The sequence below is a fragment of the Streptomyces sp. NPDC058145 genome, assembly GCF_042884245.1.
In the GTDB taxonomy this organism is placed as follows: Bacteria; Actinomycetota; Actinomycetes; order Streptomycetales; family Streptomycetaceae; genus Streptomyces.
In genome coordinates, this window is sequence record NZ_JBHVUH010000009.1 from 13,105 (window position 1) to 30,797 (window position 17,693).

Here is a 17,693-nt window from a genome sequence, read left to right on the forward strand (position 1 = left end):
AGTGGCGGATGGCAGGCTAGATCCCGTGACCGAGATTGACGCAAAGATCGATGCACTCGTCCCCGGCTGGCTCACCCTCCCCGACATCGCCGAACAGTTCGATGTCGAGGTGACGCGTGTGCGGCAGCTGATCAAGGAGGGCCAGCTCATCGCCGTACGCCGAGGTGAGAACCGGGCGCTGCACGTTCCCGCCGCCTTCATCGACGGGGACAAGGTCGTCAAGGGCCTGTCCGGGACCCTGACGCTCCTGCGTGACGACGGCTTCACGGTCGAAGAAATGATCGAGTGGCTCTTCACCCCCGACCCGACCCTGCCCGGCACCCCCGCGCAGGCCCTGAGCGAGAATCGCGGCACGGAGGTGAAGCGGCGCGCCCAGGCGCTCGCCTTCTGAACCGACCCGCACCGCGCGGTGGCGTACCGGCCCCGGTCCGTACGCCACCCGCTCGCACGCCCATGGACGCCGACCCGGGGGGACCCCACTCATGTCCGACACCGCCCGCGACCGACTCGCCGACGCCCGCCTGTACCTCTGCACGGACGCCCGCGGACGGCAGGGCGACCTCGCCGAGTTCCTGGACGCGGTCCTGGCGGGCGGTGTCGACATCGTGCAGCTGCGCGACAAGGGCATGGAGGCCGCCGAGGAGCTGGAGCACCTCCAGGTTCTCGCCGACGCCTGCGCCCGGCACGGCAAGCTGCTCGCGGTCAACGACCGGGCCGACGTCGCCCACGCCGCCCGCGCCGACGTGCTCCACCTGGGGCAGGGCGATCTCCCCGTGCCCGCCGCCCGCGCCGTCCTCGGTGACGGCGTGCTGATCGGCCGCTCCACGCACACCGAGTCCGAGGCCGCGGCGGCCGCCGTCCAGCAGGGCGTGGACTACTTCTGCACCGGCCCGTGCTGGCCCACCCCGACCAAGCCCGGCCGGCCCGCCCCGGGCCTCGGCCTGGTGCGGTACACCGCGGGCCTGGGCACCGAGCGCCCCTGGTTCGCCATCGGCGGCATCGACCACGGCAACCTGGAGCAGGTGCTGGACGCGGGCGCCCGCCGGGTGGTCGTGGTCCGCGCGATCACCGAGGCCGACGACCCTGGTGACGCCGCGGCGCGGTTCGCAAAGCGGCTGCGGCAGCGGTAGGGGCGCCGCGGACGGGTACGGCCCGGGGCGGGCCCTGTCCGGATTTCTGTCCAAGGAGTGGACGAGGAAGCGGCAAATCGGGCAAATGACCGGCGTTCGGTTGGGGTACCGCCCACCCCTGACTAACCTGCGGGTATGGCCCTCGGAACCGCATCCACCAGGACTGATCGCGCACGCACCGTGCGCGACATCCTCGCCACCGGCAAGACGACGTACTCGTTCGAGTTCTACGCGCCGAAGACGCCCCAGGGCGAGCGGAACCTGTGGAACGCGCTGCGCAGGGTCGAGGCGATGGCGCCGGACTTCGTGTCCGTCACCTACGGTGCCGGCGGCACCACCCGCACGACCACGGTCCGGGAGACCGAGCAGATCGTCGTCGACACGACGCTCACACCGGTCGCCCACCTCACCGCGGTCGACCACTCCATCGCCGAGCTGCGCAACATCATCGGCCAGTACGCGGACGCCGGCATCCGCAACATGCTCGCCGTGCGCGGCGACCCGCCCGGCGATCCGATGGGCGAGTGGGTCCCGCACCCCCAGGGTCTGGAGTACGCGGCCGAACTCGTGCGACTCATCAAGGAGTCGGGCGACTTCTGCGTGGGCGTCGCCGCGTTCCCCGAGATGCATCCGCGCTCCGCCGACTGGGACGCCGACGTCCGGCACTTCGTCGACAAGTGCCGCGCGGGCGCCGACTACGCCATCACACAGATGTTCTTCCAGCCGGAGTCGTATCTGCGGCTGCGCGACCGGGTCGAGGCCGCGGGTTGCGAGACACCCGTGATCCCCGAGATCCTGCCGGTCACCAGCGTGAAGATGCTGGAGCGGGTGCCCAAGCTCAGCACCGCGCTGTTCCCGGGCGCCCTGAAAGAGCGCATCCTCACAGCGAAGGACGATCCGGCGGCGGTACGCTCCATCGGTATCGAGTTCGCCACGGAGTTCTGCGCACGGCTGCTGGCCGAAGGAGTGCCCGGACTGCACTTCATCACGCTCAACAACTCCACGGCGACTCTGGAAATCTACGAGAACCTGGGCCTGCACCACCCCCCGCAGGCCTAGACCGGCCGCACCGCGATACGACACACTGCGTAGCGGCCACTGGGAGAGGGGCGTACATGGGCTGGACGGTCCTCTACATCGCGTTCGGCGTCGTCGCACTGTGGTTGCTCGGCGAGGTGCTGCTGCAGTACAAGGCGCGGTTGCGCTGGCGGCTGCTCGCCTTCGCCGGCTTCCTCGGCGTCGTCGTCGGTGTGCTGATGCCTTCGGTCGTCGTCATCGGCGCGGGCGCGATCGCCTTCGCGCTCGGCCAGACCTACGTCACGCTGTCCTTCCGCCGCGGCTTCGCCGCCGGCTGGGCGGTCAAGCGTCCCGAGGACGAGGCGGAGAGCGACGGCAGCAAGCGCCGTCGCGGCAGGGCGGAGCGCCATGACTCGACGCTGGAGGTCTCCGACCTGGAGGCCGGCGAGGGCCATGACGACGCCGGCTACGGCGACGACTACGACCGCGACGACGTCTTCACCCCGGCCCGCTCCGCCGAGCCGTCCGCCGCCGAGGCCACCGCCGTCTACGAGCCCCAGCCGCTCCCGGACGACACCGGCTCCTACGGCGTCTACGGCGACACCGCCTACGCGGCCGCGGCCCAGCCCCAGGGCGCCGACCAGAACTACGCCTACGACTACTCGGGCTACGGTCAGCAGAACTACGGCTACGACACCGGCGGCCAGCAGGGCTACGCCAACTACTCCGACCCGTACGTCGGCAGCCAGGGCTACGGCGGCACCGCCTACGACGCCGGCTACGGCCAGCAGCAGTACGGCCAGCAGGGCTACGGCCAGGAGCCGTATGCCACCGGCGGCTACGGCGAGACCCCGGCCGGCGGGGTCTGGGTCCCGCAGCAGCGCAGCGACGACAGCTACGGCGGCGAACTCCCGCAGGAGCAGCCGTACCCGTACCAGGACAACGGGCAGCAGCAGCCCGGAGCCGGGTACGACGAGCAGTACCGCTTCTGACGCCCGGCTCCCGGCTCACTGGGAGCCGCGGAACCCGGGCCCCTCCACGATCAGCCCGGCCACCAGCGCCCCCGACATGCCGGCGTGCGGCAGCCCGCCGCCGGGGTGGGACCAGCCGCCCACTCGGTACAGCCCGGGCAGACGCGTGGTGTTCGCCGGGTACAGGAAACGGCCCCGGCCCGCGGCGAGTGCGGGAGCGGGCACGGCCCCGAACCGGGCGCCCGTCTCCTCCTCCGTGTGCACGGGTGTGCGTACCTCGTGCCACAGCAGGCGCTCCCGCAGCCCGGGCACCACGCGCTCGGCGGCTTCGACCAGGAAGTCCGTGTAGCACCGGACCGTGCCCTCGTCCGTCCAGGCGGCCTCGGCCGACACCACGGCGGACACCACCACGGACTCGTGCGCGCCGTCCGGTCCGAGCGCGGGGTCGTCCGGGCGCAGCACGGTCACCGTGGGACACACCGGCCGGTCGCCGCCGGGCGAGGCCAGGAAGTCCAGCTCGCTCTCGGCGTCCGGTGCGTGGACGATCGTGCGGTGGACGGCTCCGGACTCGCGCCCGCCCCGCAGGGCCAGCATGGCCGTGAAGCGTCCGGGCCGGGGCAGGACCGGATCATCGGCCCGCACGTCCCCGTCCGCGTCCAGCCGATGTCCCGTCAGGACCCGCAGCCGCGCCGGGTCCACGTTCGCCACCACATGGTCCGCCTCGGCCACCGAACCGTCGGCCAGCTCCACCCCCGCCGCCCGGCCGTCCTTCTCCAGGATCCCGGTCACCTCGGCGCCGAAGCTGAACTCGACTCTCCGCCGCAGGCACCGCTCGTACACCGCGCGCGCCAACTCCCGGATGCCCCCGCGTACGTACCAGGTGCCGAAGGCGTGCTCCATGTACGGCAGCACGGCCGCGCTCGCCGGAGCGGTCCGGGGATCGAGGCCGTATCCGAGCACATGGCTCTCCAGGAGGGCCGCCAGACGCTCGTCGCGCAGCTCCCAGGCTCCGATCTCGGCCAGGGTGCCCGCCCGGCGGGTGCGGAGCAGCCGCTTGTGCGGCACCGACGGATAGGGCTCACGCTCGGCCAGCACCTGCCAGTTCGGCCACAGCGGCTCCTCCAGCAGCGGCCGGCGGGTGCGGTCCCAGGCCTCCCGGGCCCGCACCAGGAAGTCCCCCCAACGCTGCCCGGCCCCCGCGCCCAGCGCCTCGTCCAGGGCCGCGACCACCCCAGCGCGGGAGGCGTTCGGCAGGGCCACCTCGGTGCCGTCCGCGAAGACGTGCCGCGCGGACGGGTCGACCTGGACCAGCTCGACGACGTCCTCCAGCGACTCCTTGCCGGTCTTGACGAACAGATCGCGGTACACGGCGGGCAGCGGCAGCAGCCCCGGCCCGGTGTCGAAGGCGAACCCGTCCCGCTCGAAGCGGCGCACCGCTCCGCCATACGTCTCAGTACGCTCGTACACCGCCACCCGGTGGCCCGCGACGGCCAGCCGGGCAGCGGCCGCCATCGCGCCCATCCCGGCGCCGATCACCGCAATCCGTGCCATGACCGTGACTTTATCCACCGCCACCGACAGTCCCGCCGACGGGCGGTCCGGATCGGGTCAGCCCGGCGGCCCGGGCACCCGGGAGGCCAGCCGCCGTTCCTCCCGCCGCTGCGCCCGGCGCCGCAGGAAGCGCCGGATGCGGGAGACGAGGAACACCAGCACGACCAGCCCGGCGGCCAGCAGCACCGCCGCGATGATCGCGGCCGCCTCGGGGTGGAACATCGCGAACGACACGATGCCGGCGACGCCCAGGTCCTCGGCGGTGCTCAGCACGAAGTTGCTGAACGGCTCCGGTGAGGTGTTGACCGCCATCCGGGTGCCGGCCTTCACGCTGTGGCTGGCCAGCGCCGTCGAGCCGCCGAGCAGCCCGGCCGCCACGTCCGACACCGAACCGCTCTGCCCGGCGAGCAGCGCCCCGACCCAGGCGCCCGCGAGCGGCCGTACGACGGTGTGCGCGCTGTCCCACACCGAGTCGACGTACGGGATCTTGTCGGCGACCGCCTCGCACAGGAACAGCACGCCCGCCACGATCAGCACCTCGGGCCGCTGCAACGTCTGCGGGACGTCGTCGCTCACCCCCGTCACGCCGAACAGGCCGAGCAGCAGCACCACCGCGTAGGCGTTGATGCCGCTGGCCCAGCCGCTGGTGAAGACCAGAGGGAGTACGGACACGCAAGGGATCGTAGCCATCCGGCGGGCCGCCGTCCCGGGCACGCGCACGGGGCATTGAGTATCCGTACTCAGACGGTCAGATGAGTACGCGCACGGATGGGCCGCGACGGTCGGGGACGGGAGAGTGGAGACACGGCAGGGGGCGCGGACCGGTACCGCCGGCACGGGGCGGCGGAACGGCGCCCGCGCCCTGGCCGCTCCTTCCGCCGATCCGTCGGCGGGAGCGAGGCACGGGGGACCCGCGGCGGACCACCGCGGGGACCATCGGGGGAGAACCGTACGGGGGAGCACGGGGGAGTACGGGAAGTACGGGGGAGTGGGAAGGCGCCGGTACCGCAAGGGCCGGCGCCTTCTCCGTGCTCCCGGTGCGTCAGCCCTTTCCGCTGACCCGTCCCTGGAGCAGCCGGGACAGGGCCGCGTGGACGTCGTCCAGGGAGCGCTCCGGCTGGAAGGACTTCCAGTCCAGGGCGGCCACCAGCACCATGCCGACCAGCGCGGCCGCCGTCAGCTGGACGTCGATCTCATCGCTGAACTCACCGGCCGCCACGCCCTCGCGCAGCACCCCCTCCACGACGGCGACGGCCTCCTGCCGGACCACCATCAGCGTGGACTGCCAGGCGCGGTTGGTACGCCACAGCTCGGCCACGTAGAGCTGGGTGAAGGCCGGGTAGCGGTCTATGAAGACCAGGCCCGCGCGGACCATGGCGTCCAGGGCGTCCACCTTGCCGCCGCCCTCCGCCGCGGTCCGCTCGGCCGCCTCCCTGAGGGAGGCGGTGAGCAGGCCCACGCCGTGCCGCAGCAGCTCCTCGAAGAGGACCGACTTGCTCGCGAAGTTGTAGTAGACCGTGCCCTTCGCGACCCCGGCCCGCTCGGCGATCTCGTCCACGGTGGTGGCGGAGAAGCCCTGCTCGGCGATGAGCGTGACGGCGGCCTCGTAGAGCTTCTGCCGGGTGGCCTCGCGGCGCGTGCTGCCGCCGGACGTGGCGCTGCTGCTTTCCATGGCCCCGATTGTCACAGGTACGCGCGTGTGCGGGGACGCCCCGGGGATCACAGGCTCAGTTCCGGGTGCAGCCGGTCCAGCGTCCACACCTGGCGGCGCCGGGCCGCGAGGGCGGTCAGCGCGACGGCGCCCGCGGTGAAGGCGGTCAGCACGCCGCACGCCTGCCAGACCGGGCCGAGCCCGCCACCCGTGATCAGCCGGCGCAGGGCCTCCACGATGTAGCTCATCGGCAGGAACGGGTGGATGGCGTTGAAGAATCCCGGGCTGGTCTGGACGGGGTAGGTGCCGCCCGCCGAGGTGAGCTGGAGCATCAGCAGCGCCAGCACCAGGATCCGGCCCGCCGCGCCGAAGCGGGCGTTCAGCCACTGCACGATCGCCGCGAAGCACGCCGCCACCAGGAACAGGAACCCGACCGTGCCGGCCGCCCGCGCCATCTGCAGTCCGATCGCCCAGTGCAGCACGGCCATCAGCGCGGCCGTCTGCAGCACGCCCACCGCGACCACCGGCAGCCAGCCGGCCAGCGCGATCCGCCAGGCCGGCGAACCGGCCGCCAGGGCACGCCGGTTGAGCGGCGGGATCAGCATGTACGCCACCATCGCGCCGACCCACAGGGACAGCGGGATGAAGTACGGGGCGAAACCGGTGCCGTAGTTGGGCGCCTTGTGCAGGTCGTGGGAGGCGAGCTGGACCGGGTCGGCCATCACGCCGGTGCGCTGGTCGCGGTCCTGCTTGTCGTAGTCGGGGATCTTCTTCGCGCCGTCGTGCAGACCGCCGGCCAGCTTGCCGGAGCCGTCGACCAGCTTGTACATGCCGCCGCTGAGGGTCTGGGCGCCCGACTCGGCGGTGCCGATGCCCTTGTCGAGCTTCGCCGCCCCGGTGCCGGCGGTACCGATTCCGGCGTGCAGCTTCTTGGCGCCGGCGGCGACCTCGGCCGCGCCGTCGTTCAGCTCGTTGATCTTCTTGACGGCGTCGTCGACGTCCTCGTAGAGGTGCGGGGCGCGCGCGGCGAGGGCCTGGGCCTGCTTCTGGAGCGTGCCGAGGTTGTCCCGCATCGTCTTCAGGTCGCCGTCCTGGTCGGCGATCAGGGTGTTGAGGTCGTCGGCGACGGTGGCCACGTCGGCCGCCGCCTGCCTGGCCTTCTTCAGGTCCGGGCAGGCCGGGTCGGGAATCACCGCCTTCTCGCAGCGCGCGTGGTAGACCTCGTCCAGCACGGCGGAGGAGGCGTGGGCCGTCTTGGCGGCGCCCGGTGCAAGCCTCACCATGACCTCCAGGTTGTGCCGGACGGTCTTGGCCGAGTCGGCGACCAGCCGGGCGGTGTCCCCGATGGTCTTCTCGTTGTCCTTCAGGAACGGACCGGCCTGCTTGTAGACGCCGTTGACGTCGTTCGCGAGGGTCTGGGTGCCGTCCGCGACCCCCTGGGAACCGTCCTCCAGCCTGCCCGCGCCCGAGTTGAGCTTCTTCAGCCCCTTGGCCAGCTTGCCGCTGCCGCTCTTGGCGTCCTTCAGACCGGCCGCGAGGTCCTTGGAGCCCTTCTCCGCCTTGCCGATGCCGCCGTTGAGGCGGTCGGCGCCCTTGGCGGCCGTCACGGTCTTGCCGTGGATGTCGGAGAAGGAGATGAAGATCCGGTCCAGGAAGGTCCGGGACGCCTTGGTGGACGCGGCCGAGCGGACCTCGTTGAAGACGGTTTTGGAGATCTGGCCGACGATGTAGTTGTTCGCGTCGTTGGTGCGCACCCTGAGCGCGCTCGTCCCGGGGGAGTCGCCGGAGCTGGACGCGATCCGGCCGCTGAAGTCGGCGGGCATGGTCAGCGACAGGTAGTAGGTGCCGTCCTCGACGCCCCGGCGGGCCTCGGCGTCGCTCACCTCGTGCCACTCGAAGGTCCGGCTGTCGCGCAGCCCGGCCACGAGGTCGTCGCCGGCGGTGACCTTCTTGCCGCCCGCCGTGGCGCCCTTGTCGTCGTTCACCAGGGCCACCGGAATACGGTCCAGACGGCCGTAGGGGTCCCAGAAGGACCACAGGTACAGGGCGCCGTACAGCAGGGGCAGCACGAGCAGCGCGACCAGGGCGGCGCGCGGCAGCTTCCCCCGTCCGAAGCGCCTCAGCTCAAGCGCGGCCAGCCTGGGCGTGCGCATCCGCCTGCTCCTTCCGGTCGTTGTCGTCGTCGGTGCCCGGGGTGACGTCGTCACCCGGTTCCGGGCTTTCGTTCCCGGTCGTCGGGGTGCTGTCACCGGCCGGCCCGGGCCCGCTGTCGCCTTCGGTCTTCCCGGCCGGCCCGGTGGAGACGGTGAGGCAGCCCGCGGGTGCGGTGCGGCACACGGCCACCACCGTCGTGCCCGCGCGCGTGAGGGACCGCAGCAGATCCCAGATCCCCTCGCGCTCGGCGTCCGAGAGCTTCATGTCGATGTCGTCCACGCCGAGCAGCCGCGGCCGGCCGAGCAGGGCCAGAGCGATGGACAGCCGCAGTTCGGCCGGCCGCTCCAGGTCCCGCACGGCCGTCCGGGAACCCTTGGGAAGCGTCTCCAGATCGAGTCCGGCGGCGGCCAGGGCCGCGTCGACGCGCAGCCGGGCCTCGTGGGTGCGGTCCCGGCGGGGCCGCAGCACCTCCCGCACGGAGTCGCCGAACCGGTGCTGCAGCAGGGCCCGTTCGCGCAGGTGCTCCCCGACGGTCAGGGCCGGCTCCAGGTCGGTGACACCGGCCACGTTGGCCACGGCGCCGACCCGGCGCACGGCGGCCAGGTGCCGGGGGAGTTTGAAGCCGGCCACCGCGGCCACTCCCTCGGTGGGTTTCATCCGTCCGGTGAGCGCGAGCAGCAGACACGTGCGGCCGGAGCCGGACGGTCCTTCGATCGCGATCAGCGAGCCGGGCTCCGCGTCGAGCGTGATGTCCCGGAAGACCCACCCTCGTGGTCCCTTGAGCCCGAGGCCCTCGGCGGTGAGGTGCGCGCCGTCCACAAGCCTCCCCCTTGCCTGGTTTGTTTTTGCACTGACTGGTCAGTACAAAAGTACTCCCGAACCCCTGATCGAGGCAAAGCGGCAGGTCAGAACGGATTGTCAGTGCCATACCTCACGATGGGCACATACGGCATCCGTGCCGTCACCAGACGACAGGAGGTTCGTCATGGCCAACCCGTCCGCAGCCGCCGCCCACCGGCGCCGCGCCACCGGCCCTGCCCCCTCACTGACCGGCCCGGCGAGCGATGTGCACCCCGTGCTCCGCCGGGCCACGGCCCCGCCCGCCGTCCTCGACCTGCTCGCCCAGGCCCGCGCCGGACTCGAGGAGACCGGCCGCCTGGAGACGTCCAACGAGCGCTACGCGACCGCCCACCTCGCCGCCCTGCGCACCGCCGCCGCGGTGCTCGCGGCCCGGGGCCGTCCCGAGACCTCCCCGCGCCGCCGGGCCCGCATCCGCAGCGCCTGGGAGGTGTTGCCCGAAATAGCTCCCGAACTGACCGAGTGGAGCGCGCTGTTCGCCTCCGGCGCCGCCCGTCGCGCCCGCGCCGAGGCGGGCATCCAGGGCGCGGCCGGCCGGCGGGACGCCGACGACCTGATACGCGACGTGGCGATGTTCATCCGCATCGTCGAGCGGATGCTGGTGCTCCAGCCCGTCCTGCCCCAGCCCCGCCACGACACCGGGGAGCCACCGGGCCCACCCGCCCGCGACGACCTCCCGGACGCGGGCTGACCTCGGCCGTCCGCCCTGCGAGACGGACACGGCCCACCTCACCGCGATGACCGGGTACGGCGGCGGAGGCAATAGGGTGGAGACGCCTGAAGCCTTCCTTCCTCCCGCATCCGGGCCGGGGAGGCACCCCGTTCGCGCCGCCGGGCAACAGGCGGTGCCGCGCCGAGGAGTCAACTGCCGTGTCGGACCCGATGCGCCCCCGTTCCTCCCTCCGTACCGCAGTGGTCTGGGAGGTCCTCCAGGACGCCCTCGACCGCCGGATCAAGGCCACGGGGCGGGAATCGCTGGACGTTCTCGACACCGGGGGCGGCAGCGGCAACTTCGCCGTGCCCCTCGCCGGCCTCGGCCACCGGGTCACCGTCGTCGACCCCAGCCCCAACGCGCTGTTCGCCCTCGAACGCCGCGCCGCCGAGGCCGGTGTCGCCGACCGGGTCCGGGGCGTCCAGGGCGACGCCCACGGCCTGTTCGACGTGGTCGAGCGCGGCGGCCACGACGTGGTGCTGTGCCACGGCGTCCTGGAGTACGTGGACGACCCGGCCGAGGGCCTGCGCAACGCTGTGGCCGCGCTGCGCTCCGAGGGTGTCCTCAGCCTGCTCGCCGCCGGTCTCGGCGGAGCCGTGCTCGCCCGGGCCCTGGCCGGCCACTTCAAGGAGGCCAAGCAGGCCCTCCAGGACCCCGAGGGCCGCTGGGGGACCGGGGACCCGGTGCCGCGCCGCTTCACCGCGGAGCAGCTCACCGCGCTGGTGGAGGGCGCGGGCCTGCGGGTCGCCGCCGTGCACGGCGTGCGGGTCTTCGCCGACCTCGTGCCCGGTGTCCTGGTGGACACCGAGCCCGATGCCATGGACGCCCTGCTGAAGCTCGAGGCGGCGGCGGCCGAGTTGCCCGCGTTCCACTCGGTCGCCACCCAGCTCCATGTGCTCGGTGAGACGCGGGCGGCCACCGAGGCCTGAGTGCTCCCGGTGACCCGCCGCTGATCAGGAGCTCGGCGGCGGATGGAGTACGCCACAAGACACCCGATCGAGCGGTTTGCGCCGTATGATCGAGGTACGCCGTCCGGCATGACGGGTCGGCCGCCGGGGAATGGAAGCCTCAGCGAGCCGGGACGGCCAGGATGGATTCCGGTTGGCCAATTGGCGCAGAGGGGCGGGTTTCACGGGGGCGATTCCCTGCCTATCCTGAAGGGACCCCCCGGGTCGCCCCGGCGACCGCACGATGAGGAGGACTCCGTGCCGCTCTCGGAGCACGAGCAGCGCATGCTCGAGCAGATGGAGCGAGCGCTGTACGCCGAAGATCCCAAGTTCGCGTCGGCGCTTGAGGGAAGTGGGCTGCGGACGTACACCCGGCGGCGGGTCTACCAGGCGGTCGTGGGCTTCCTCGTGGGTATCGCGCTCCTCATGGCCGGAATGGTCGCACAGCAGATCTGGGTCAGCGTGGTGGGCTTCCTCGTGATGCTGGGCTGCGCCGTGCTCGCCGTCACCGGCTGGCGCAAGGCCCCCAAGCCGGGCGAGCAGCCCGCGGGCGCCCCGCGCCGCCAGGTACGGCAGAAGCGCTCCATGATGGACCGGATCGAACAGCGCTGGCAGCGCCGCCGCGACGAGCAGCAGGGCCACTAGGGCCCGCCGTTCGGACCGAGCCCGGCCCGGAACGGCGGCGGACGCATCGGACCTCCGTGAGGGGTGACCACCAACCGGTGGTCACCCCTCACGCGTGCCCTGGGAGCCGCCGGACCGCGGCCCCGCGGCCTCAGCCCCGCTGGCCCGACGGCCGGCGCCATGACGGCCGGGCCGCCACCGCGCGCTCCCTGAGCGCCGCCCACCGGTCCGACGCCGCCCACAGCACCCGCGCGGCCGACCGCGGCGCGAACAGCGCCCGCAGCCTCGTCCGCCGGCGCACGCCTCCGAACAGGGCGGCGACCACCCGGCGCACGTCCTCGGCGAGGCCCGCCACCGGGCGCGGCCGGGGCGCGTACAGCACCTGCTCCACCGCGTCCGCCACCCGGTTCACCGCGGCTCCGGCGGCCGCGTCGAGCCGGCCCAGCCGCACGATCCTGGCCGCCGCGTTGCGCGGGGTCAGCGACTCGTCCGGGAGGATGCCGAGGTCCCAGGCGCTGTCGGTCAGCTCCTGCCAGGCCAGCAGCGCGTGGGCGGCGGCGCCCTCCGCCGTCCGCGCGTGCCCGCCCAGCCGGACGGCCCGCAGCCGGGCCCGCCACAGCAGCGGCAGGAACGGCACCGCCAGCGCGGCCAGCACACCGAGCCCGATCAGCCCGAGCCACAGCAGGTCCCAGCCGCTGCCGCCACCGCCGGGACGCGCGACCGCCGCGGCCGGGCTGTCGCACGCCTCGAGCTTGCGCAGTTGCGCCGAGCAGCTCTCGCTCGGCGAGGCCGCGGCCGAGGGCGCCTGGGACGCCCCGCGCGACGGCAGGGCCTCGTCCGGCTCCGACGTGCCCGGCGTGTTCGACTGGGTGTACGAGGGCACCGTGCCCCGGGTCGGGGTCGGCTCGAAGCGGGTCCAGCCCACGCCCTCGAAGTACAGCTCGGGCCAGGCGTGCGCGTCCTTCAGCGACACCGAGACCGAGCCGTCCGCCTGCGGGGTGCCGGGCGCGAAGCCCACCGCGACCCGGGCCGGGATTCCCAGGGTGCGGGCCATCGCGGCCATCGCGAAGGAGAAGTGGACGCAGAACCCCTGCTTCTTCCGCAGGAAGTTCGCGATCGCGTCCGGGCCCTGGCCGACCTCGACCTCGGTGTCGTACCGGAAGCCGCCGTTCACCGCGAACCAGTCCTGGAGCTTGACCGCCTCGTCGTAGTGGCTGGACGAGCCCGCGGTGATCTCCTCGGCGGTCCTGGCCACCACCTTCGGCAGCTTGGACGGCACTTTGGTGTACTCGCGCCGCAGGACCGCGGGCGCCTGCGGCGCGGCGGACAGCTCGGCGGCGGTCGGCTGCACTTCGAGACTGCGCACCTCGTAGACCTCGCCGCGCGTGTTCTGGCCGTGGTCGCCGACGAGCGTCATGCCGACGGGCTCGTAGCGCCAGTTGCCGCTGATGCTCACCCTGCTCGGCGGGTACGGCATCGGCAGCCAGTCCTGGGCGTACCAGTCCGCCGCGGTGATCCTGGTCCGCACCGTGGTGCGCTTGACGTCCGCGCCCAGGCCGGCGGGGGTCGGGAGGACGTCCGGCAACGCGACGATGTGCCGTTGGGACGGCTTCCAGGTCGTGCCGTCGAAATCGTCCAGGGACACGATCCGCAGGTACATGTCCGACAGATCGCCCGCCGAGGTCCTCAGCGACAGCACCTGGCGGTCGTTCTCCACGTTCAGGCTGTCGCGCAGCGACACCAGCGGGTTGACCGCGGAGATCGTGCCACCCCTGCCGTTGCCCGCGCCGACGCCCGTCCCCGTGGCGTCCAGCAGTCCGCCCTGGATCGAGAACAGGGGAATGGCCGGCACCAGCACGGCGACACCGAGAGCCACCGCGCCGAGCCGGCGCCCGGCGCGCACCGGCGCCACCGCCCCGCTCTCCGGCTCTCCCGGGTCGCGGGGAGCGCCACCGAAGACGCGGCCCCACTGGGCCAGCCGGTCCCGGCTCTCGGCGAGCAGCAGCATCAGATAGCCGGCCGCCGCGATCAGGAAGGACAGCCAGTCGGTGCCGCTGTCGGACAGCCCGGCCGCCACCGAGTACAGCGCGAGCAGCGGCAGCCCGGCCGGGGCCGCGCTGCGGAAGGTCACCGCCAGGGTGTCGACCAGCAGACCGATCACCAGGACCCCGCCGATCAGCATCAGTTCGATGCCGTCGGTGAGCGGCGCCGGTATCGCGTACCGGTTGACGTCGTCCGAGCCCTGCTGGAGCAGATCGCCGAAGTACCGGAAGGCGTCCGGGCCGGGAACGAGCCCGGCGACCGCCTGCCGCCGGGCGAAGACCAGGGTCAGCAGCATCAGTGTGACCAGGGCCTGCGCCACCACGGTCAGCGGCCTCGCCAGCGGCACCCGCCGGGCCGCCGCGCCCACGCCGGTCTGCACGGCGACCAGCAGTACCGTCGTGAACAGCCACGTCGGCTGGTCGACCAGGGGCAGCAGCGCGCACGCGGTCATCAGCGTGGCCGCGGCGGCGCACAGGGCCAGTCGGGCCCGTCCGCTCATCACAGTGCCTCCCCGCCGACGCCGGTCAGGCCCGACCGCTCCCGGTCCGCCTGCCGCCACAGATCGTTCAGCGACGCTCCGCGCGGGACGCCCAGCGCCGTCCAGCCCGCCTCGCGCAGCATGCGCAGCCGCTCCTCGTGCCGGCTGCCGGGAGCCGGCACACCGGTCGTCTCCCGCACCCATGCGTCCGGGTCCAGCACGAAGGCCAGCGCTCCGCCGCTGCGCTGGCGCATCCTGGCGACCACCGCGGCCTGTTCCTCGTCCAGGTCGCCCAGGAAGGCCACCAGCAGCCCCTCGTTCCCGCCGCGCAGCGAGTCGTACGCCCGGGACAGGCCCGTGCCCTCGGAGTGGTCGATCACCGCGAGGGTGTCCATCATCAGCCCGGCCGCGTCCGCGCTGTCCGGGCCGCTGCCCGCGAACCCGTCGGCGCCCTCGCCGGGTACCGAGGTGCCGCCGTCCGTCAGCAGCCGCACGGAGAAACCCTGTTCGAGCAGGTGGGTCAGGACCGACGCGGTACCGGAGACGGCCCACTCGAACGCGGAGTCGGGGCCCGCGCCCTCGTAGCCGATGGCCCGGGTGTCCAGCAGCACCGTGCAGCGCGAGCGCCGCGGCTGCTCCTCGCGGCGCACCATCAGCTCGCCGTAGCGCGCGGTGGAGCGCCAGTGCACCCGGCGCAGGTCGTCGCCGTACCGGTAGCCGCGGGGGATCACGTCGTCCTCGCCGGCCAGGGCCAGGGACCGCCGGCGCCCGTCGCCGTACCCCTTGGCCTCGCCGCTGAACCGGACCGCTGTCAGCGGCTCCGTGCGCGGTATGACGGTCAGCGTGTCGTACGTCGAGAAGGACCGCGTCAGCTCGCACATCCCGAACGGGTCGGTCAGGCGCAGTTGCAGCGGGCCCAGCGGATAGCGGCCGCGCAGGTCGGAGCGGACCCGGTACGACACCTCGCGGCGTCCGCCCGGCTCCACCCGGTCCAGCACGAAGCGGGGCCGGGGCCCGAGGACGTAGGGCACCCGGTCCTGGAGCATCAGCAGGCCGGTGGGCAGCCGGGAGACGTTGTCCATCCGCAGGTGCACGCGCGCCTCGCCGGCGGCGGGCACACGCGCGGGGGAGAGCCGGCGGCTGCCGGCCACCCGGTGGCGCGTGCGGTACAGCACGGCCGCGCAGAGCAGCGGCAGCACCGCCAACAGCAGGCCGACCCGCAGCAGATCGCTCTGGCCCAGCACGTACGCGCAGACCGCGGCCGCGATCCCGGCCGCGAGGAAGGAGCGCCCGCGCGTGGTGAGCCCCGCCAGGGCGGTACGGACGCCGCCCGCGTCGCCGCGGTCGGCCTCCGCCCGCCCCGTCCCCCCGGTGCTCATCAAAGACCCCGAGGGGGCTGCTGGGGGTAGGCGGGCATGGTCCGGCCCAGCGGGCCGAAGCCGCCGCGCTGCTGCTGCGGCGACGCGGGTACGGCGGTGTGCTGCAGGATCTCCAGCACCACCTGTTCGGCCGTACGCCGGTTGAGCTGGGCCTGGGCGGTGGGCAGCAGCCGGTGGGCGAGGACCGCGACGGCGAGTTCCTGCACGTCGTCCGGCAGCGCGTAGTCCCGGCCGGCGAGAGCGGCGGACGCCTTGGCGGCGCGCAGCAGATGCAGGGTCGCGCGCGGGGACGCGCCGAGTCTGAGGTCGGGGTGGGTGCGCGTGGCCGCCACCAGCTCCACCACGTACCGGCGCACCGCCTCGGAGACGTGCACCCCGCGCACGGCCTCGATCAGCTTCACGATCTCGTGCGCGTGCGCCACCGGCTGCAGGTCCTCCAGCGGACTCGCCCCGCCGTGGACGTCGAGCATCTGCAGCTCGGCCTCGACGCTCGGGTAGCCGACGGAGACCCGGGCCATGAAGCGGTCGCGCTGGGCCTCGGGCAGCGGGTAGGTGCCCTCCATCTCGACCGGGTTCTGCGTGGCCACCACCATGAACGGGCTGGGCAGTTCATAGCTCTGCCCGTCGATGGTGACCTGCCGTTCCTCCATGGACTCCAGCAGGGCCGACTGCGTCTTCGGCGAGGCGCGGTTGATCTCGTCGCCGATCACGATCTGCGCGAAGATGGCGCCCGGTTTGAACTCGAAGTCCCGGCGCTGCTGGTCCCAGATGGACACACCCGTGATGTCCGAGGGCAGCAGGTCGGGTGTGAACTGGATGCGCCGCACGGAGCAGTCGATGGACCGCGCCAGTGCCTTGGCCAGCATCGTCTTGCCCACGCCGGGGACATCCTCGATCAGCAGGTGTCCCTCGGCGAGCAGTACGGTCAGCGAAAGCCGTACGACCTCGGGCTTGCCCTCGATCACACCCTCGACCGAACTGCGGACACGCTCCACAGTGGCGGTCAGATCATTCCCCACGCTCGGCTGCGCTCGCGCGGGAACACCCCCGTGGCTCGCTCGATCGTCATAGGTCGTCACCCGGCCCTCCTCGGCCCGTTCTTACTCGGGCCGACGCTCTGCGCTGCGAAACCGGCCCACCCCGAAACACGGGCATCGCGCCGGAAGGGTTCCGGGCGACGCCACATCCCGCATTCTTGCTGCCGTTACCGATTCGTGTCACTCGCCTGTGGACAACTGCCCGCACTATGTCGGTCTTACGGCCTTTTACACGGCCGTTCTCGAAGTGCGGCGGCGAATGCCCGGGTCGGGCGGGTGCGTCGCTGGCGGGCCGGTGAGCCTTCGTCAGGCGGGGTCGATCTCGCGCAGGCGGCCGGTCTTGACGTCGAACACGAAACCGCGCACGTCGTCGGTGTGCAGCAGGAACGGCGAGGTGCGCACGCGCTGCATCGACTGCCGCACGTCCTGGTCGACGTCCCGGAAGGCCTCCACCGCCCACGCGGGACGCTGGCCGACTTCCAGCTCCAGATCGTGCCGGAAGTCCTCGGTGATGGACTCCATGCCGCATCCGGTGTGGTGGATCAGCACCACGCTGCGGGTGCCGAGCGCCCGCTGGCTGATGGTCAGGGACCGGATCACGTCGTCGGTGACGACCCCGCCCGCGTTGCGGATGGTGTGGCAGTCGCCGAGCTGCAGGCCGAGGGCCTTGTGCAGGTCGAGGCGGGCGTCCATGCAGGCCACGACGGCGACACGCAGGACGGGCCGGGCGTCCATCCCGGGGTCGCTGAACTCGGCGGCGTACTGCTCGTTGGCCTCGAAGAGACGGTCCGTGACGGTGCCGTCACCCGCTATGGTTCCATCGGCCCCGGTGTGAGCTGCTGCAGAAGTCGTCATACCCAAGACCGTACTGGTCATCCCTGTTCCGGTCCTGCTGTGCGAAGTGGACAAAGAACGCCATTGTGGCTTGTTGTGAGCGACTCCACACGCAGCGCGAGCCGTATTCGCGCCCGGTCGGGCGACGCGCAGGCCGGTTGATTGACCGCGCGACACGGTGGACTAAAGTGACGCGAAGCGGGAGGCGAGGCTCTCCCTGCTGGTGATTCCCCCGGAGACCCCGGCCCTCACCCGGACCGTCTCCCCACGTGCGCGGCGCGTACGTACGGCTCGGCCTCCTCCCGCT

At 72.8% G+C, this 17,693-nt stretch carries 16 protein-coding genes; 7 read left to right on the forward strand and 9 right to left on the reverse strand.

All coding sequences use genetic code 11. The features are described 5' to 3' along the window. Positions 1-25 precede the first annotated feature (25 nt). The 4 genes from ACFVVO_RS21020 (at position 26) to ACFVVO_RS21035 (ending at position 3,139) form a co-directional block, all read left to right on the forward strand. Positions 26-391: an Rv2175c family DNA-binding protein gene (locus tag ACFVVO_RS21020; RefSeq protein WP_390056914.1), complete on the forward strand. Its 366-nt coding sequence runs from the start codon at positions 26-28 to the stop codon at positions 389-391. A 91-nt stretch (positions 392-482) separates the two neighbouring features. Further along, positions 483-1,130 carry a thiamine phosphate synthase gene (gene thiE, locus ACFVVO_RS21025; RefSeq protein ID WP_390056916.1) on the forward strand — a complete coding sequence of 216 codons (648 nt, stop codon included), beginning with the start codon at positions 483-485 and terminating at the stop codon, positions 1,128-1,130. 135 nt (positions 1,131-1,265) lie between these two features. Continuing rightward, positions 1,266-2,189: a methylenetetrahydrofolate reductase [NAD(P)H] gene (gene metF, locus ACFVVO_RS21030; RefSeq protein WP_390056917.1), complete on the forward strand. Its 924-nt coding sequence runs from the start codon at positions 1,266-1,268 to the stop codon at positions 2,187-2,189. Positions 2,190-2,245: 56 nt separating this feature from the next. Continuing rightward, positions 2,246-3,139, forward strand: a complete 894-nt coding sequence (locus ACFVVO_RS21035) for a hypothetical protein (RefSeq protein WP_390056919.1) — start codon at positions 2,246-2,248, stop codon at positions 3,137-3,139. A 15-nt stretch (positions 3,140-3,154) separates the two neighbouring features. On the opposite strand, the gene ACFVVO_RS21040 is transcribed toward ACFVVO_RS21035, so the two are convergent. The 5 genes from ACFVVO_RS21040 to ACFVVO_RS21060 all read right to left on the reverse strand — a co-directional run bounded on the left by ACFVVO_RS21040 (position 3,155) and on the right by ACFVVO_RS21060 (position 9,293). Next, positions 3,155-4,669, reverse strand: a complete 1,515-nt coding sequence (locus ACFVVO_RS21040; RefSeq protein ID WP_390056921.1) for a phytoene desaturase family protein — start codon at positions 4,667-4,669, stop codon at positions 3,155-3,157. A 57-nt stretch (positions 4,670-4,726) separates the two neighbouring features. Continuing rightward, a complete protein-coding gene (locus ACFVVO_RS21045; protein ID WP_390056923.1) occupies positions 4,727-5,341 on the reverse strand; it encodes a DUF4126 domain-containing protein in 615 nt (204 codons plus the stop codon). A gap of 370 nt (positions 5,342-5,711) precedes the next feature. Continuing rightward, complete coding sequence (locus ACFVVO_RS21050) at positions 5,712-6,341, reverse strand: TetR/AcrR family transcriptional regulator (RefSeq protein ID WP_143636475.1); 630 nt, start codon at positions 6,339-6,341, stop codon at positions 5,712-5,714. 47 nt (positions 6,342-6,388) lie between these two features. Beyond that, positions 6,389-8,473 carry a YhgE/Pip family protein gene (locus ACFVVO_RS21055; protein WP_390056924.1) on the reverse strand — a complete coding sequence of 695 codons (2,085 nt, stop codon included), beginning with the start codon at positions 8,471-8,473 and terminating at the stop codon, positions 6,389-6,391. Then, entirely contained in the window at positions 8,445-9,293 is an 849-nt protein-coding gene (locus ACFVVO_RS21060; protein WP_390056926.1) for an ATP-binding cassette domain-containing protein, read from the reverse strand. The genes ACFVVO_RS21055 and ACFVVO_RS21060 overlap by 29 nt, the downstream gene beginning before the upstream one ends. A 166-nt stretch (positions 9,294-9,459) precedes the next feature. Here ACFVVO_RS21060 and ACFVVO_RS21065 point away from each other — a divergent pair, with 166 nt between their 5' ends. The 3 genes from ACFVVO_RS21065 (at position 9,460) to ACFVVO_RS21075 (ending at position 11,636) form a co-directional block, all read left to right on the forward strand. Beyond that, a complete protein-coding gene (locus ACFVVO_RS21065) occupies positions 9,460-10,023 on the forward strand; it encodes an SAV_6107 family HEPN domain-containing protein (protein ID WP_390056928.1) in 564 nt (187 codons plus the stop codon). Between the two features lie 179 nt (positions 10,024-10,202). Further along, a complete protein-coding gene (locus ACFVVO_RS21070) occupies positions 10,203-10,973 on the forward strand; it encodes a methyltransferase (RefSeq protein WP_390056929.1) in 771 nt (256 codons plus the stop codon). 276 nt (positions 10,974-11,249) lie between these two features. Beyond that, entirely contained in the window at positions 11,250-11,636 is a 387-nt protein-coding gene (locus ACFVVO_RS21075; RefSeq protein ID WP_358931032.1) for a DUF3040 domain-containing protein, read from the forward strand. A gap of 130 nt (positions 11,637-11,766) precedes the next feature. Here ACFVVO_RS21075 and ACFVVO_RS21080 read toward each other — a convergent pair whose 3' ends face one another. The 4 genes from ACFVVO_RS21080 to ACFVVO_RS21095 form a co-directional block, all read right to left on the reverse strand. Continuing rightward, positions 11,767-14,157, reverse strand: coding sequence for a DUF3488 and DUF4129 domain-containing transglutaminase family protein (locus ACFVVO_RS21080; RefSeq protein ID WP_390056931.1), 2,391 nt, complete (start codon positions 14,155-14,157; stop codon positions 11,767-11,769). Next, the gene (locus tag ACFVVO_RS21085; RefSeq protein ID WP_390056933.1) at positions 14,157-15,515 is read right to left on the reverse strand and encodes a DUF58 domain-containing protein; all 1,359 of its coding nucleotides are present in this window, start codon (positions 15,513-15,515) and stop codon (positions 14,157-14,159) included. The genes ACFVVO_RS21080 and ACFVVO_RS21085 overlap by 1 nt, the downstream gene beginning before the upstream one ends. Further along, entirely contained in the window at positions 15,515-16,594 is a 1,080-nt protein-coding gene (locus tag ACFVVO_RS21090; protein ID WP_390056934.1) for an AAA family ATPase, read from the reverse strand. Before ACFVVO_RS21090 ends, ACFVVO_RS21085 begins: the two co-directional genes overlap by 1 nt. A 264-nt stretch (positions 16,595-16,858) precedes the next feature. Continuing rightward, positions 16,859-17,407 (reverse strand): beta-class carbonic anhydrase, encoded by a 549-nt coding sequence (locus tag ACFVVO_RS21095; RefSeq protein ID WP_390056936.1) that lies wholly within the window; start codon positions 17,405-17,407, stop codon positions 16,859-16,861. Positions 17,408-17,693: the final 286 nt, after the last annotated feature.

What these genes read in the sequence shown, in the direction of transcription:
- thiE (WP_390056916.1), top strand. Translation starts at nt 483, where the DNA reads ATGTCCGACACCGCCCGCGACCGACTCGCCGACGCCCGCCTGTACCTC.
- metF (WP_390056917.1), top strand. Translation starts at nt 1,266, where the DNA reads ATGGCCCTCGGAACCGCATCCACCAGGACTGATCGCGCACGCACCGTG.
- ACFVVO_RS21035 (WP_390056919.1), top strand. Translation starts at nt 2,246, where the DNA reads ATGGGCTGGACGGTCCTCTACATCGCGTTCGGCGTCGTCGCACTGTGG.
- ACFVVO_RS21040 (WP_390056921.1), bottom strand. Translation starts at nt 4,669, where the DNA reads ATGGCACGGATTGCGGTGATCGGCGCCGGGATGGGCGCGATGGCGGCC.
- ACFVVO_RS21050 (WP_143636475.1), bottom strand. Translation starts at nt 6,341, where the DNA reads ATGGAAAGCAGCAGCGCCACGTCCGGCGGCAGCACGCGCCGCGAGGCC.
- ACFVVO_RS21055 (WP_390056924.1), bottom strand. Translation starts at nt 8,473, where the DNA reads ATGCGCACGCCCAGGCTGGCCGCGCTTGAGCTGAGGCGCTTCGGACGG.
- ACFVVO_RS21065 (WP_390056928.1), top strand. Translation starts at nt 9,460, where the DNA reads ATGGCCAACCCGTCCGCAGCCGCCGCCCACCGGCGCCGCGCCACCGGC.
- ACFVVO_RS21080 (WP_390056931.1), bottom strand. Translation starts at nt 14,157, where the DNA reads ATGAGCGGACGGGCCCGACTGGCCCTGTGCGCCGCCGCGGCCACGCTG.
- ACFVVO_RS21085 (WP_390056933.1), bottom strand. Translation starts at nt 15,515, where the DNA reads ATGAGCACCGGGGGGACGGGGCGGGCGGAGGCCGACCGCGGCGACGCG.
- ACFVVO_RS21095 (WP_390056936.1), bottom strand. Translation starts at nt 17,407, where the DNA reads ATGACGACTTCTGCAGCAGCTCACACCGGGGCCGATGGAACCATAGCG.